The organism is Rhodococcus artemisiae (genome assembly GCF_036327795.1).
GTDB classification, from domain to species: Bacteria; Actinomycetota; Actinomycetes; order Mycobacteriales; family Mycobacteriaceae; genus Rhodococcus; species Rhodococcus artemisiae.
On sequence record NZ_JAUTXY010000011.1, the window covers coordinates 124,239 to 139,029 of the forward strand.

The 14,791-nt window shown below is 66.1% G+C and carries 12 protein-coding genes and 1 pseudogene; 7 read left to right on the forward strand and 6 right to left on the reverse strand.

Annotation, left to right across the window (positions count from 1 at the left end; all coding sequences use genetic code 11):
• The first annotated feature begins 93 nt into the window (after nt 1-93).
• The 5 genes and pseudogenes from Q7514_RS21810 to Q7514_RS33245 form a co-directional block, all read left to right on the forward strand.
• Nucleotides 94-1,101: an ABC transporter substrate-binding protein gene (locus Q7514_RS21810; RefSeq protein WP_330135345.1), complete on the forward strand. Its 1,008-nt coding sequence runs from the start codon at nt 94-96 to the stop codon at nt 1,099-1,101.
• A gap of 112 nt (nt 1,102-1,213) precedes the next feature.
• Nucleotides 1,214-2,083: a LysR family transcriptional regulator gene (locus Q7514_RS21815; protein ID WP_330135346.1), complete on the forward strand. Its 870-nt coding sequence runs from the start codon at nt 1,214-1,216 to the stop codon at nt 2,081-2,083.
• A gap of 5 nt (nt 2,084-2,088) precedes the next feature.
• Nucleotides 2,089-2,973, forward strand: coding sequence for a LysR family transcriptional regulator (locus Q7514_RS21820; RefSeq protein WP_330135347.1), 885 nt, complete (start codon nt 2,089-2,091; stop codon nt 2,971-2,973).
• 173 nt (nt 2,974-3,146) lie between these two features.
• Nucleotides 3,147-4,253 (forward strand): class I SAM-dependent methyltransferase, encoded by a 1,107-nt coding sequence (locus tag Q7514_RS21825; RefSeq protein WP_408016156.1) that lies wholly within the window; start codon nt 3,147-3,149, stop codon nt 4,251-4,253.
• Between the two features lie 9 nt (nt 4,254-4,262).
• Nucleotides 4,263-4,376, forward strand: a pseudogene (locus Q7514_RS33245) (TRIC cation channel family protein); the annotation flags it as partial.
• On the opposite strand, the gene Q7514_RS21830 reads toward Q7514_RS33245, so the two are convergent.
• Nucleotides 4,362-5,033: a FadR/GntR family transcriptional regulator gene (locus tag Q7514_RS21830; protein ID WP_330135349.1), complete on the reverse strand. Its 672-nt coding sequence runs from the start codon at nt 5,031-5,033 to the stop codon at nt 4,362-4,364. The pseudogene Q7514_RS33245 and the gene Q7514_RS21830 sit on opposite strands and share 15 nt — an antisense overlap.
• Before the next feature lie 195 nt (nt 5,034-5,228).
• Between Q7514_RS21830 and Q7514_RS21835 the strand changes: the two genes are divergently transcribed.
• Nucleotides 5,229-7,079, forward strand: coding sequence for a 2-isopropylmalate synthase (locus Q7514_RS21835; RefSeq protein ID WP_330135350.1), 1,851 nt, complete (start codon nt 5,229-5,231; stop codon nt 7,077-7,079).
• Here the strand turns inward: Q7514_RS21835 and Q7514_RS21840 are convergent.
• From Q7514_RS21840 to fabG, 3 genes are all read right to left on the reverse strand, one after another.
• Nucleotides 7,028-8,653: an acyl-CoA synthetase gene (locus Q7514_RS21840; RefSeq protein WP_330135351.1), complete on the reverse strand. Its 1,626-nt coding sequence runs from the start codon at nt 8,651-8,653 to the stop codon at nt 7,028-7,030. The two genes, Q7514_RS21835 and Q7514_RS21840, sit on opposite strands and share 52 nt — an antisense overlap.
• A 198-nt stretch (nt 8,654-8,851) precedes the next feature.
• Complete coding sequence (locus tag Q7514_RS21845) at nt 8,852-10,063, reverse strand: acetyl-CoA C-acetyltransferase (protein ID WP_330135352.1); 1,212 nt, start codon at nt 10,061-10,063, stop codon at nt 8,852-8,854.
• Between the two features lie 32 nt (nt 10,064-10,095).
• Entirely contained in the window at nt 10,096-10,836 is a 741-nt protein-coding gene (fabG, locus tag Q7514_RS21850; RefSeq protein ID WP_330135353.1) for a 3-oxoacyl-ACP reductase FabG, read from the reverse strand.
• Nucleotides 10,837-11,003: 167 nt separating this feature from the next.
• Here fabG and Q7514_RS21855 point away from each other — a divergent pair, with 167 nt between their 5' ends.
• Nucleotides 11,004-12,185 carry an acyl-CoA dehydrogenase family protein gene (locus tag Q7514_RS21855; RefSeq protein ID WP_330135354.1) on the forward strand — a complete coding sequence of 394 codons (1,182 nt, stop codon included), beginning with the start codon at nt 11,004-11,006 and terminating at the stop codon, nt 12,183-12,185.
• Nucleotides 12,186-12,331: 146 nt separating this feature from the next.
• Here the strand turns inward: Q7514_RS21855 and Q7514_RS21860 are convergent, their stop codons facing one another.
• Entirely contained in the window at nt 12,332-13,987 is a 1,656-nt protein-coding gene (locus Q7514_RS21860) for a class I adenylate-forming enzyme family protein (RefSeq protein ID WP_330135355.1), read from the reverse strand.
• 14 nt (nt 13,988-14,001) lie between these two features.
• The gene (locus Q7514_RS21865; RefSeq protein ID WP_330135356.1) at nt 14,002-14,766 is read right to left on the reverse strand and encodes an SDR family NAD(P)-dependent oxidoreductase; all 765 of its coding nucleotides are present in this window, start codon (nt 14,764-14,766) and stop codon (nt 14,002-14,004) included.
• Nucleotides 14,767-14,791: the final 25 nt, after the last annotated feature.

A 14,791-nucleotide genomic window follows, 5' to 3' on the forward strand; every position in this document is an offset into this window, starting at 1 on the left:
AAGCGGGGAATCGCGCGGAGGGCGCTCGAGCCAGGTTTTCCGATGGCGCACACGCGCTATCGGCCTCGTGCAGTGCGAATTCAGGAGAAACAAATGAAATGGCGGATCACCGGCATGGCCGGTCTCATCGGTGCAGCAGCACTGGTTGCAGGATGTTCGCAGGAAGCTTCATCGACCGGTGTTGTGACCGGGGCGAGCGAAGCGACGGGGGTTGTGACCGAATACGAATCGATTACCGTGACGCACGCGTTCGGTGAGACGGTCGTCGAGTCCGAGCCCCAGAGGATCGTCGCATTGGGGGCCACGGCGACCGACGCTGTACTGGCGTTGGGGGGCACCCTGGTCGGAGCGGCCGCCAGCCCCGTGAGCGCCACCGGAATCTCACCGTGGCAGGAGGACCTGCTGGATCCGGCATCGACCACACTTCTGCAGATGGATCAGGTCGGCGGATACGACTACGAGCAGATCCTGTCGCTCGACCCCGACGTGGTGCTCGCTCAGGAGGCGGGCAACGCGGAGGCGATCTACGACGAACTCGGTGACGTGGTTCCCGTGATCCCGTTCCACGAGAACGTGTTCGGCGATTCTTGGCAGACCGTCACCCGCGATGTCGCAACGATCCTCGGCAAAGAGGAGGCCGGCGACGAACTCGTTGCGTCCGTCGAATCCGCCTCCGACGCTCCGGACGGCTTGGACGGGAGGACCTGGCTCTTCCTTGCCGCTCCGGCACCGGGTCTGGTCAATGTGATCAACAATGAGGACGACCCCATGTCCCAGTTCTTCGCCCGCTACGGCATGAAGATCTCCCCGGAGGTGCTCGCGCTCGAAGACAACGCTCAGAATCCGGGCACGGCGGTCGTCTCCGAGGAGAACTACGGGGTGCTCGACGCCGATTTCGTGATCGTTGCGGCCGGATCGGACGAGGCGAGTTCGCAGCTACTCGGGTCACCCACCTTCTCAGCGGTGCCGGCCGTCGTCGACGGACGCACCTGGGTCACGGACATGACCGTCGCCATGGCACTACGTTCGCCGACCGTACTCGCGGTGCCATGGGTTGCCGATCAGCTGCAGCCGAAGCTCGAGACAGTGGCCGACCGATGAGTGCCGGCATCACTCGCCGAACCCCACCATCGGAAGCTGCCGGATCGGCGTCGGGAATGCGGCTCGAGCCCCGACAGGCACCGTCGAATACTCGACCACCTAGGATGAACGGGTGGACCTGCATCTCGTGACCTACTTCGTGGCCGTCATCGACCACGGTGGAATCACGAAAGCAGCTCAGGCTCTGTATATTTCACAGCCATCACTGTCGCAGGCCATCCGAACCTTCGAACGCCGCCTGGACACCACTCTCTTCGACCGGACCGGGCGGCGCCTCACTCTGACCGAGGACGGCCGCACCCTGGAGGTCGCGGCGCGCCGCATTCTCGCCGACGTCGAACGCGCGAAGAGCAAGGTCGCCGCAGTCCGCGAACTCGAGGCCGGACGCATCCAGATCGTGACGTACTCCGCGTTCTCCGTCCATCCCGTCGTCGAACTCGTCCGACGGTTCCGGACCCGACATCCCGGCATCATGGTGTCGATCTCCGACTCCGACGGCCCGGCCGGTGTGCACTCCGCACTCCGACGCGGCGAGGCCGAGATCGGAGTGACCGACCTGTCGGCCGAGCACGCGGGCATGATCACCGTCCCACTCCTCGAGCAGGAGATGGTCCTCGCGCTGCATCCCGACCTCGCGGCCGAACTTCCCGACCCGGTGCCGCGCGAGATCGTTCGCAAGGTTCCCCTGGTCATCGATCTGGGATCACCCGCCGACGCTGCGAAGACCGGTGAGCTGCTGGGTTCCGACAACGTCGTCGTCGACTGCGCTCACCCCACCGCCATCTGGGAGTTCGTGATGCGCGGTACCGGAGCGACCGTGGTACCCAGACTGGTCGCCGAAAAGCAGATACCCGGCGCCACCGTCCTGCGGCTCGATCCGCCGCTGCGCCGTCCCGTCGGGCTCGTCCTGCGAGCCGGAGAACCGTCACCGGCAGCGGCCGCATTCATCTCGGCCGCAACCGGCACGAAACCGGGAGCGTAGAGAAGATGGAATTCCGCCAGATCGAATACTTCCTCGCAGTCGTCGAGAACGACGGCATCAACGGCGCAGCCGCCGCCCTCGGCGTCGCGCAGCCGACCGTGTCACAGGCGCTGCGCAGCCTCGAACGTGAGCTGAGTGTGCAGCTGTTCCACCGCATCGGCCGCGGTATGGTGCTCACCGCCGCCGGACACAGCCTCATCGGACCGAGCCGCCAGATCCTGCGTGATGTCGCAGGGGTGGAGGAGCTACTGACCTCGCATTCCGCCGAGGTCACCGGCCGCCTCGACCTGATGGTGTTCCCCGCCCTCGCAACCGGCCCGATCATCGATCTGGTGGCCCGGTTCCGGCGCGCCCACCCCAAGGCGACGGTGCGTTTCGGCGATCTCCGAAGCGAGGGCGACTCCGCCTCGGTGATCCGCGACGGGCACTGCGAGTTCGTGGTCGCGCACCTGCCGTTCGAGAACGGCCTCGGACTCGAGATGATCGACCTCGGCGAGCAGGAATATTGGCTCGCGTATCCGCCGGGCACCGAACTCCCACCCGGACCGGTGGAGCTGGCATCGCTGCCGTCGATTCCCATGGTGTTCGTGCCGCGAGGAGGCGGCATCCTGAGCGACGAGATCGACCGTGAGATGCGTCGGCAGGGCGCCGCGCCGCGCATCGCGGCGGTCACCGATCACCGGGAGGCACGGCCCCCGATGGTGCTGGCAGGAATCGGCGGGTCGCTGCTCGAACGTTCGGTCGCGGAATCGGTCCGCGACATTGCCGTGGTGCGGCCGTGCGAGCCGACATTCACCCGTACGGTTGCCCTGGCGTTCGACCCCGCGACGCTGTCGAAGGCCGGGCGCGCGTTCGTCGACCTCGTGAAGTCGTCGACCGATCGGCCCTGAGCGGACCTGCCTTCTCCGAGCAAGGCGAGTGAGTGATCGGATGTCCTGCGCGAGCGTCCGAATTCGGTAGCGCTGCTCGGCGCGGAAGATGATTCGAACGGCGAACGACCGGTGACACCGGCCGAGTCGAGGGTCACGATGGTAGACACCATTCGTTTACGGAGATGACAGCCATGTCCACATCCACTCCCGAACAACCTTCACTTTCCGTCGCCGAAACGGATTCGGTCGACGCCTATGCCCAGCGCATCGTCGATGCCGCTCTCGGCGCGATCGACGTGTTCGCCATCTATCTCGGCGACCGGCTCGGCTGGTACCGCAGTCTCGCGTCCAATGGCCCGGCCACCGCCGACGAACTCGCCGCCCGCACCGGAACCCACCCGCGGTATGCGCGCGAGTGGCTCGAACAGCAGGCAGTGACCGGGCTGCTCTCCGTCGACCACGACGAACCCCCGCACTTCACACTGTCGCCCGCCGGAGCGGAAGTACTCACCGATGAGCGCAGCCTGGCGTATCTGACTCCGCTGCCACGCCTCCTGACCAGCGGCGCCGTGCAGATGCCGGCCCTGCTCGAGGCGTATCGCACGGGCGGTGGTGTCGGCTGGGCGCGCTACGGCAGCGATGCGCGCGAGTCGCAGTCCGACGTGAACCGCCCGTGGTTCGAGCTGGCATTGCCGGGGGCGCTGCAGTCTGTACCCGAGGTCGACGATCTACTCCGTGCCCCGGGAGCTGCGATCGCCGACATCGGTTGCGGTGGTGGATGGTCCACCATCGCACTCGCCCGAGCCTATCCGAACGCCACACTGCACGGCTTCGACATCGACAGCGCCAGCGTCGAACTCGCACGTTCGAATATATCGTCGGAACCTGATGTGGCGCAGCAGATCACGATCACCGAAGCGGACGCGACCGGACTTCCCGAGTCGGCGTTCCACGCTGTGTTCGCATTCGAGTGCATTCATGACATGCCGCGACCGGTGCAGGTGCTCGCGGCAGCACGTCGCGCGCTCGTGCCGGGCGGTGCGGTGATCGTGATGGACGAGGCCGTCGGGGAGGAATTCACCGCGCCGGGCGACGACGTCGAGCGGCTCATGTACGGATACAGTCTGACGGTCTGCCTCCCCGACGGGATGAGTCACCAACCGAGCGCGGGGACGGGCACCGTCATGCGCCCCGCCATTCTTCGGAAGTACGCGCAGGAGGCCGGCTTCGCCCGGATGGACATCCTCCCGATCGAGGATTTCAGCTTCTTCCGGTTCTACCGGCTGTCGGAGGGGTGATCCTCGGGCGCGATCACCTCGACCGGCGGTGGCACCATCCGTGATGTCGTGGTGCGGCGGGTTCCACCGTCTCGAGACCTTGTTCCCTCCATGATCAGAGAATCCGTCTCATCGGAGAAGTAGTTCCTTGAGTGAATTCAGGTGGGTGCGTGTGAGAGAGGCTGCCGCCAGGGCATCACGCGAGTCGATCGCGTTGTAGATGCGTTCGTGTGTGGCGTGGTCGGCGTCGTCTCCATGAGTGCCTCGGAGACGGAGCATGTCGACCATCGCCTGACGGCTGCGCGGCGCGAAGTGAGTGAACAGTTCGAGCAGGATCGCGCTGTGCGCTGCCAGCAGGATGCCTCGATGAAAAGTGAAGTCGGTATCGACGTGCGCTTCTATGTCCACTCGATGCTTCGCGCGGTCGACCAATGCCAGGCGCAGGTTCTCGAGGTCCGAGGGCGTGCGGCGTTCGGCCGCCAGAGCGGAAGCCTCGACCTCGATCGCGATGCGCGCTTCGATGACGGCGGCGATGTCGGCTCGATGCAGGACTGCATCCCAGTTCTCCGGAATATCGAGGGCGGTGACGAACACCCCCGCCCCTTGACGCGAAGCGAGCACCCCCTGACCGGCGAGTTGCCGGATCGCCTCGCGCACGGTCGAGCGGCCGACTCCGAGCTGAGGAGCGAGTGTGGTCTCCCCGGGCAGCTTGTCTCCCACGTTCCACTCGCCGTCTCGAATTCGCGACAACAGCAGGTCAGCGGCCTGTTCGGCGAGTGACTCACGACGGACGAGTGACATGTCGCCATTCTCCCATGCCCGGCTCGACACCTTCAGCTCCTCAGCTTGTCTGAGGAGCTGTGGTAGCGTCGCCGCATGCTCATCCTCGGATTCCTTCTTCTTCGCCGCCACGGCGGGGTGTAGCCCGACCGGCTCCCGTCGTGGAGCCCGAACGCGCCGGTCGACACGTCACGACCCGTAGAAGGAACCACGAACATGACCGCCTTCCCCAGCATCAACACTCCCGCCGGACGGGTACCCGCCGATACCCCCTCCTGGAATCGGCAGACGCACTCACAGATGCCCTCACACCGTTACCGCGATGTCCACTCCCGTGTGGAAGTTCCACTCACAGAGCGTGACTGGCCGTGCAAGCGCATGACCGCAGCCCCGCTGTGGGTACCGGTCGATCTGCGCGACGGCAATCAGGCGCTGGCCGAGCCGATGGATCCCGCCCGGAAGCGCCGTTTGTTCGAGCTGATGGTCGCGATGGGCTACAAGGAGATCGAGGTCGGCTATCCGTCGGCCTCGCAGACCGACTACGACTTCGTCCGCCTCATCGCCGATACCGACATCGCACCCGACGACGTCACGATCGTCGTGTTCACGCCGGCCCGCCGCGACCTCATCGAGCGCACTGTCGAGTCGGTCCGAGGCGTCCGCAATGATGTTGTCATCCACATGTACACCGCAACCGCACCGACGTGGCGCGATGTCGTGCTCGGGCACGACCGAGCGGCGCTCACCGAGTTGATCATGTCCGGAGGCCGGGATGTGCTCGAATTCGCCGGCGACCTCGCGAATGTGCGTTTCGAGTTCTCACCCGAGGTCTTCAACCTCACCGAGCCCGACTTCGCTCTCGAGGTCTGCGATGCGATGACGAAGCTGTGGGATGCCTCGCTGCAGCGTCCGGTCATCCTCAATCTTCCTGCGACCGTCGAGATCGCAACCCCGAACGTGTACGCCGATCAGATCGAATACATGCACAAGAACCTCGATCGTCGCGATGCGGTGATCCTGTCCGTGCACCCGCACAACGACCGCGGTACCGGGGTCGCGTGTGCCGAACTCGCTGTCCTGGCCGGAGCACAGCGCGTCGAAGGCTGCATGTTCGGCAACGGGGAGCGCACGGGCAATGTCGATATCGCCACTCTCGCCCTGAACCTGCATGCGCAGGGCGTCGATCCGATGATCGACTTCTCCGACATCGACAAGATCCGCCGCACCGTCGAGCACGCCAACCGCATCGAGATCCATCCCAGACATCCGTATGTCGGCGACCTCGTGCACACCGCCTTCAGTGGCACTCACCAAGACGCGATCAAGAAGGGTTTCGCCGAGCACCATGCCCGCGCGGCCGCCGAGGGCCGTCGAGTCAGCGAGACCGAGTGGCGCGTGCCGTACCTGCCCATCGACCCCGCCGACCTCGGCCGCAGCTACGATGCCGTCATCCGGGTGAACTCGCAGTCCGGCAAGGGCGGCATCGCCTACCTGCTGGAGGCCGGGTACGGCATCGAACTGCCCCGGCGTCTGCAGATCGACTTCGCCCGCCACATACAGAAGCACACCGACGCCACCGGCAGCGAAGTCACCGCATCACAACTGTGGGACATCTTCGAGGCCGAGTACATCGTCACGCCGGGTGGCAAGCCCGCCATCGAACTGACAGGCTTCGACACCACCAATGAGACCACGACTCTCACATTGCGCGTCGACGACTCCGAGCACACCAGCTCGCATCACGGCGTCGGCCCGGTGGAGGCCCTCACCGAAGCACTCGCGCGTATCGGAATCTCGCTCGACGTCCTCGCCCTGCATCAGACCAGCATCGGCTCCGGCAGCGGCGCTCCGGAGCCGTCAGCGCTCGAGGACAGCGACGCGCTCACCCTGATCGAGTACCGCAGGGGCACAGTGACGCGGTGGGCTGCCGGCAAGAGCCGATCCGTGCTGACCGCCACCCTCGAGTCCCTCATCGGCGCAGCGAACACCGACCTGAGAGCAACTCTCACAAGTGATCAGACCTCGGTGGTAACCGACTGCGTCAGTACCGATTTGGCCCACCGGTAATCAGCCTTGCCAGCGGGGGAGCGGACGATCTGCGGCATCACGACGACATGCCGGGGGACCTTGTACCCGGCGATGACGGTCCGGCAGTGTTCGGCGAGCTCCTCCTGCGTCGGCTCGTGCGCACCCTCGCGCAGCTGTACGACCACCGAGACCGTCTCGCCCAGACGGGGATCCGGTACGCCGGTGACGAGTGCATCCTCCACCGCGGGATGTCCCTTGACCGCCTCCTCGACCTCCTCCGCGTAGATCTTCTCGCCACCACTGTTGATGCAGGCCGAGCCGCGGCCGAGCACGATGATCGAGCCGTCCGCCTCGACCGTGGCAAGGTCGCCGAGCAGCGACATTCGTGTGCCGTCCACGACGGGGAAGGTGGCGGCGGTCTTCTCGGGGTCGTTGTAGTAGCCCACCGGTACGTGACCGACCCGCGCAAGGTAGCCGATGGCGTCCGATCCCGGTTCGATCGTCGAATAGTCGGTGTCGACGACGCGCACCTTCGGGGACGCGGGCAGTCTCTGTTTGCCGTCCTCGCCGGGGGTGAGGGCACCGTTGGCTCCCGATTCGGACGAACCGAAAGAGTTGAGCAGCATGACGTTGGGGAGCAGTTCCTTCAGGCGGTCGCGCACGCTGACCGACCACAGCGCACCTCCCGAACCGATGACGATCAGCGAGCTGAGGTCGAACTCGTCGCGACGCTCGGCGAGGACGTCGGCGATGGGCCGGCTGATCGCATCTCCGACGACCATGAGCACGGCGGCCTTGTGTTCGTCGATCCGACGCAGCGCCTCCGCCGGTTCGAAGTTGCGCATGATCACCTGAGGGAAGCCCATGAACAGGCCCATGAAGACGGCGTACATGGCAGCGCCGTGCATGAGCGGAGCGGTGACGACATACGTCAACGGGTGTTCGTTGGCGGCGGCCGCGGCAGCGAGCGATTCGGGACTGTCGTGCGGGTCGCCGTACGCGTTGCCTCCGCCGAGTGCGGCGAAGTAGAAGTCCTCGTGCCGCCACATCACGCCCTTGGGCATGCCGGTGGTGCCACCCGTGTAGAGGATGTAGAGGTCGTCGTCGCTGCGTGGAGCGAAGTCGCGTTCGTCCGAGGCGTCCGCGACGGCGACGTCGTACCGCACGACGGTAACCTCGGCGAGTGCTGCTGCGTCATCGAGCGCCGACGTGGGAGCATCGCCGACGACCACGATGTGTCGCAGGTGCGGACAGTCGGGCAGGACCTCGGCGACGACATGGGTCAGGTCTGCGTCCACCACGAGCGCGACGAGTTCGGCGTTGTTGTAGAGGTAGTCGAGTTCAGCGCCCACGTATCGGAAGTTGATATTGATCGGGACGGCCCTGATCTTCATGGTGCCGAGCATCGTGTCGAGGTACTCGAGACTGTTGCGCATGTGCAGTCCGACATGTTCGCCGGGTTCGACCCCCGCCGCGGCGAGGTGATGACCGATCCGGTTGGCGGCGGCATCGTACTGCGCATAGGTGTGCGATCGGTCGCCGCAGACGATGGCCGTGCGATCGGGAATCGCGTCGACCACCGCTTCGGTGAGGTCGGCCAGATTCAGAGACATAGTGCTGTTCCTTCCGATCGGTCCTGCAACGGCGCCGCTCACATCCCTGTCCGAAATGTGCCGTACGCCACTCTGGGCAAAAGTAGAACACATATCAGTTCCGGCATCAATGGGCGCGCCCGACCAGCGGAAACAAGGAACGGTCGGCCGGCAGATGCCGGCCGACCGTTGTCGGTGGAACTCAGACGTGACGACGAATCAGGACACGCGTTCGAAGATCGCCGCGAGACCCTGGCCGCCGCCGATGCACATGGTCTCGAGGGCGTAGCGGCCCTCACGCCGGTGCAACTCGCGGGCGAGTGTCGCGAGCATGCGCCCACCGGTCGCGCCGACCGGATGACCGAGCGAGATGCCGGAGCCGTGGATGTTGGTGCGCTCGAAGTCTGCGGCACCGAACTTCCACTCGCGGGTCACGGCCAGCGCCTGCGCCGCGAACGCCTCGTTGAGTTCGATGACGTCGACATCGGCAAGCGTGATGCCGGCCTTGGCGAGTGCGATCTCGGTCGCGGGCACGGGGCCGATGCCCATGATCTTGGGTGCAACACCGGCCACACCCCACGACACGATGCGCACGAGCGGGGTCAAGCCGAGCTCCGCAGCCTTCTCCGGGGTCGTGACGATCGCCATCGACGCGGCATCGTTCTGCCCGCTGGCGTTGCCGGCCGTGACGGTGGCGTCGGGATCCTGCTTGCCCATGATCGGCCGCAGCGACGAGAGAGTCTCGACGGTGGTGTCGGCACGGGGATGCTCGTCGGTGTCGATGATCCGGTCGCCCTTACGCGAGGGCACGGTGACCGGGATGATCTCCTCGGCGAGGATGCCGGCCTGCTGAGCGGCCACCGCGCGGCGGTGCGACTCCGCCGCGAGCTCATCCTGCTCCTGACGGCTGATGCCGTACTCGGCGCGCAGGTTCTCGGCGGTCTCGATCATGCCGCCGGGGACCGGGTAATGCTTGCCGCCCGCGGTCGAGCGGGCCCGGACCAGGCCGTCGTGCATCTGCACACCGGTGCGTGCACCGCCCCAGCGGATGTCCGTCGAGTAGAACGCTGCGTTACTCATCGACTCGGTACCACCGGCCACGACGAGTTCGTTGTCGCCGTTACCGACCTGCAGCGCAGCCTGGATGACGGCCTGCAGACCGGAGCCACAGCGACGGTCGATGTGCATGCCGGGCACGGTGACCGGAAGACCGGCATCGAGAGCGACGACACGACCGATGGCCGGGGCTTCACTGTTGCCGTTGCAATGCCCGAGGATGACGTCGCCGACCTCGTCGGGCGACACACCCGTCCGCTCGAGCAGACCCTTCAGCGCCGTGACACCGAGATCGACAGCGGTGAGGGACTTGAACATTCCGCCGTAGCGACCGATGGGGGTACGGACGGGCTCGCAGATGACAACTTCGCGCATGATGACCTTTCGAGGTGTGGGTGACGGGACCGTCACATGAAACGGCCGCCGGTGACGTCGAGGACGGTGCCGGTCATGTAGGACGACATGTCGGATGCGAGGAACAGTGCCACCGAGGCGATTTCGTCGACCTCGCCCGGACGGCCCATCGGGATCTCCGCCATCTTCTGATCCCACGCCTTCTGCGGCATGGCCTCGGTCATCGCCGAGCGGATCAGGCCGGGCTGAATAGCGTTGACGCGCACACCGTGGTGAGCCATTTCCTTCGCGGCGGCCTTGGTGAGACCGACGATGCCTGCCTTCGCGGCGGAGTAGTTGGTCTGGCCCACCATGCCGACCTTGCCGGACAGCGACGAGATGTTGACGATCGCGCCGCGCTTGGCGTCACGCATGATCGCGGCAGCCTTACGGGTTCCGTGCCACGTGCCCTTGAGGTGCACCGAGATGACGAGGTCGAAATCCTCTTCGGTCATCGTGCGCATCGTCGCGTCGCGGGTGATGCCGGCGTTGTTGACCACGACATCGAGCGAACCGAAGCCGTCGACCGCCTCTGCGAGGAGGGTGTCCCAATCGGCGGATTCGACGACGTTCGCCTTCACCGCACGGGCCACGTCACGACCGCCGAGCTTGTCCGCTGCTGCGGTGGCGGCGTCGAGATCGAGGTCGCCGATGACGACGCGGGCACCGGCATCGACGAAGTTCTGGGCGATCGCGAAGCCGATACCCTGCGCGCCACCTGTGATCACGGCGGTACGGTTCTCCAACAGCGACATCTGAAATCCTTTCGAGGGGACCTGAGTTGTCCCCGAAACGGGTCGATGCCTTCGAATATATCCACGCGACCGCACGAAATACCCTTCGGAATCCATCGAGACTGCCTATATGGGAATGGCGCCATTCGTATTGGACACGACCCGAGGCGGCCTCGAAAGTGGTAGTCATGACACTTGCGACTCCGGCCCCCGAGGTCGACGAAGACGACTTCCGCGAGATCCTCGCCCAGACCCGTGCGTTCGTGCGCAACGTCGTGGTCCCCCGCGAGCAGGAGATCGCCGACACCAACGCGATTCCCGACGACATCCGTCAGGCTGCCAAGGACATGGGCCTGTTCGGCTACGCCATCCCGCAGGAGTGGGGCGGTCTCGGCCTCAACCTCCAGCAGGATGCCGAACTTGCCATGGAACTGGGCTACACCACCCTGGCATTGCGGTCGATGTTCGGCACCAACAACGGCATCGCCGGCCAGGTCCTCGTCAACTTCGGCACCGACGAGCAGAAGCAGCAGTGGCTCGAGGGCATCGCCTCCGGCGACGTCGTCGCCTCGTTCGCGCTCACCGAGCCCGGCGCCGGCTCCAACCCGTCGGGCCTGCGCACCAAGGCCGTCCGCGACGGCGACGACTGGATCATCACCGGCGAGAAGCGCTTCATCACCAACGCGCCGCTCGCGAACCTGTTCGTCGTGTTCGCCCGCACCCGCCCGGCCGACGAGAACGGCACCGGCATCGCGGTGTTCCTCGTCCCCGCCGACACCGAAGGTGTGCAGGTCGCGAACAAGGACGCCAAGATGGGCCAGGAAGGCGCCTGGACCGCTGACGTGCACTTCAATGAGGTACGTGTGCCGAATTCCGCGCTCGTCGGCGGCAGCGAGGACGTCGGGTACAAGGCCGCGATGGTCTCCCTCGCCCGCGGCCGCGTGCACATCGCCGCGCTCTCGGTGGGCCAGGCACAACGCGCCCTCGACGAGTCCGTCGAATACGCCGCCACCGCCACGCAGGGCGGCAACCCGATCGGCAACTTCCAGCTCGTACAGGCGATGATCGCCGACCAGCAGACCGGCGTCATGGCCGGACGCGCCCTGGTGCGCGACGCCGCGCGCGCGTGGGTCGAGGAAACCGACCGCCGCATCGCCCCGTCGGCCGCGAAACTGTACTGCACCGAAATGGTCGGCAAAGTCGCCGATCTCGCGGTGCAGATCCACGGCGGAACCGGCTATATGCGCGAGGTACCGGTCGAGCGCATCTACCGCGACGTGCGGCTGCTGCGTCTGTACGAGGGCACCAGCGAGATCCAGCGCCTGATCATCGGCGGCGGACTCGTCAAGCAGGCCCAGCGCTCGTCGTAACCGCTTCACGAACGAGGCAGCCACATCCCGTCGACGGGATGTGGCTGCCTCGTTCGTGCGCGAACTCCACCCGTGAAACACCAACCGCCCGTGCACAGATCCAGTATGGGTCTACCGGAACCGTGCACGGGCAGCGGCTCACTGCGTTATGTCAGCTGGGCGCGCAGGTCGGTCTTGAGGATCTTGCCCGCCGCCGAGGTCGGCAGCGCATCCAGAACCACGACCTCCCGGATCTTCTTGTACGGCAACACGCGTTCTGCGACGTAGGCCTCGAGTTCGCCCTCGTCGATGTCCGCACCCGCGACAGGCACGACGAACGCCACGGGCTCCTGACCGGTCGCACCGACATCGCGCCCCACCACCGCAGCGGTCGACACGGACGGATGTGTCACGATGATCTCCTCGAGCTCACGCGGATACACGTTGTAGCCCTTGTAGATCAGCATGTCCTTCGCGCGGTCGGCGATGAACAGGTAGCCGTCGTCGTCGCGGTAGGCGATGTCGCCGGTCGCGAGCCAGCCGTCCACGTACTGCTCTGCCGTGATCTCCGGGTGCCCGAGGTAGCCGTCGGTGACCTGCGGGCCGCGGACCCACAGTTCGCCGCGCTCGTTCGGACCGACCGTCCCCGCTGCGTCGCCTTGCGGGCGGATCTCGATCTCGGTGTCGAACACAGGAAGGCCGACGCTACCGATCCGATAGTCGAGGCCGCGGGCCAACGGCATCGCGGTGACGACGCATGTGCCCTCGGTCAGGCCGTAACCCTCGGCGACAGTCGCGTTGGGGAACGCGCGTCCGAGCGCCTCGAGCGTGACGTGGTCGATCGGGGCGGCACCCGATGACACCACCCGCACCGTCGACAGGTCGCGGGTCGCGACGTCCGGGTGTGTAGCCAATGAGTGCCACATCGCCGGGCTTCCGGTGATGTAGCTGGCCTCGTAGCGCTCGATCAGTTCGAGCATCCGGGCCGGATCGAAGCGTCCCGCGAGCACCTGCGTGAGGCCGCACGCGAGCAGGAACGAGGTGTTGATCAGCGCGTGCGCGTGGAACAACGGGGATACCACGATCGTCGAACCCTGGGCCGGGGTGACACCCGCGATATCGAGTCCGTCGATCTTCTCGAGCGAGACCAGACCGTCCTTCACCACGGTCTGGTGTCCGGCACGCCACCCGCACATCTGTGTCACGTTGCCGACGACGTTGCGATGCAGAACCCGCACGCCCTTCGAAACCCCCGTCGTACCACCGGTGTACGCGATGTGCGCGACGTCGTCTCCGCTCACCTGCGCGGGCTCGAACTCGGTGGAGTGACGCGCCAGCAGCTCGGCGAACTGCACCGCGCCGGCCCCGGCCGCCTCGACGGGCTCGTCGGACACGACCGCGATGAGCTCGACGGTCGTACCCTCCGACGCACCCAGCAGTGTGTCCAGCTGCGCGGGCGCCGTGACGGCAGCGACAGCCCCCGTCTCCTCGATCTGGCGTCGCAGACCCGGACCGGGCTGAAGCGGATTGACGAGGGTCAACGTGGCACCGGCACGCAATGCGCCGTAGTAGGCGATGTGAAAATCGGCGCAGTTGCCCAGATGCATGAGCACGACATCGTGCGCGACGACACCGGCAGCACTCAACGCGTTCGCGAACTGTGCCGAACACTCGTCGAGCTCGCGGTACGTGAGGACACGATCACCGTCGACGACGGCAGCGCGGTCGCCGTACATGGCAGCCATGCTCGGCGCCCACACCGCCATCGACGTCTGTGGGTACGACAACGCGGTGTCGGCCCAGTCGGACTGATTGGGAGTCATCGTCGAACCCCTGGTCAGCGCGGTGCCATGCGGATGGCACCGTCGAGTCGGATGGTCTCGCCGTTGAGGTAACCGTTCTCGAGGATCGACGCAGCGAGACGTCCGAATTCGTCGGGACGGCCCATCCGCGCCGGGTTCGGCACGGTGGCCTCGAGCGACGCACGCACGTCGTCGCGCAGACGCGCGAGGAGCGGCGTGTCCATGATGCCGGGGGCAATGGTGTTGACGCGGATGTTCTTGCTCGCGAGGTCGCGGGCGGCGACGATCGTCATACCGACGACGCCCGCCTTGGACGCCGAGTAATTGATCTGGCCGATCTGTCCTTCGTACGCCGCTGCGGATGCGGTCATCACGATTGCACCGCGCTCGCCGTCGATCGGCTCGAGCTGAGCGATGCGCTCGGCACCGAGACGCAGCGCATTGAACGACCCGATCAGGTTGAGGCGGATGACGAACTCGAAGTCCTCGAGCGAGCCCGCCTTACCCTCCTTGTCGAGGATCCGCATCTTGCGGCCGGCACCAGCGCAGTGCACGACTCCACGCAGCCCCCCGCGCTCGTGCGCGACGTCGAGGGCGGCAGCGAACTGCTCGGCGTCGGTGACATCCGCGGCCGCGAATGTTGCGCCGTCACCGAGCCCCTCGGCAACGTCGGCACCGTCCGACGACGGCAGGTCGATGAGGGTGACGTTGCCACCCGCGGCGAGCACACGCTGGGCGGCGGCGAGTCCGAGACCGGAGGCGCCGCCGGTGACGGCGACGGAAAGACCTTTGAGTTCCATGATTTTCGATCCTCGAGTTGAGTAG

Bases quoted from the DNA above. Each gene is read 5' to 3' on its own strand.
- Q7514_RS21810 (WP_330135345.1), top strand. From the start codon at position 94: ATGAAATGGCGGATCACCGGCATGGCCGGTCTCATCGGTGCAGCAGCA.
- Q7514_RS21820 (WP_330135347.1), top strand. From the start codon at position 2,089: ATGGAATTCCGCCAGATCGAATACTTCCTCGCAGTCGTCGAGAACGAC.
- Q7514_RS21825 (WP_408016156.1), top strand. From the start codon at position 3,147: ATGTCCACATCCACTCCCGAACAACCTTCACTTTCCGTCGCCGAAACG.
- Q7514_RS21830 (WP_330135349.1), bottom strand. From the start codon at position 5,033: ATGTCACTCGTCCGTCGTGAGTCACTCGCCGAACAGGCCGCTGACCTG.
- Q7514_RS21835 (WP_330135350.1), top strand. From the start codon at position 5,229: ATGACCGCCTTCCCCAGCATCAACACTCCCGCCGGACGGGTACCCGCC.
- Q7514_RS21840 (WP_330135351.1), bottom strand. From the start codon at position 8,653: ATGTCTCTGAATCTGGCCGACCTCACCGAAGCGGTGGTCGACGCGATT.
- Q7514_RS21845 (WP_330135352.1), bottom strand. From the start codon at position 10,063: ATGCGCGAAGTTGTCATCTGCGAGCCCGTCCGTACCCCCATCGGTCGC.
- fabG (WP_330135353.1), bottom strand. From the start codon at position 10,836: ATGTCGCTGTTGGAGAACCGTACCGCCGTGATCACAGGTGGCGCGCAG.
- Q7514_RS21855 (WP_330135354.1), top strand. From the start codon at position 11,004: ATGACACTTGCGACTCCGGCCCCCGAGGTCGACGAAGACGACTTCCGC.
- Q7514_RS21860 (WP_330135355.1), bottom strand. From the start codon at position 13,987: ATGACTCCCAATCAGTCCGACTGGGCCGACACCGCGTTGTCGTACCCA.
- Q7514_RS21865 (WP_330135356.1), bottom strand. From the start codon at position 14,766: ATGGAACTCAAAGGTCTTTCCGTCGCCGTCACCGGCGGCGCCTCCGGT.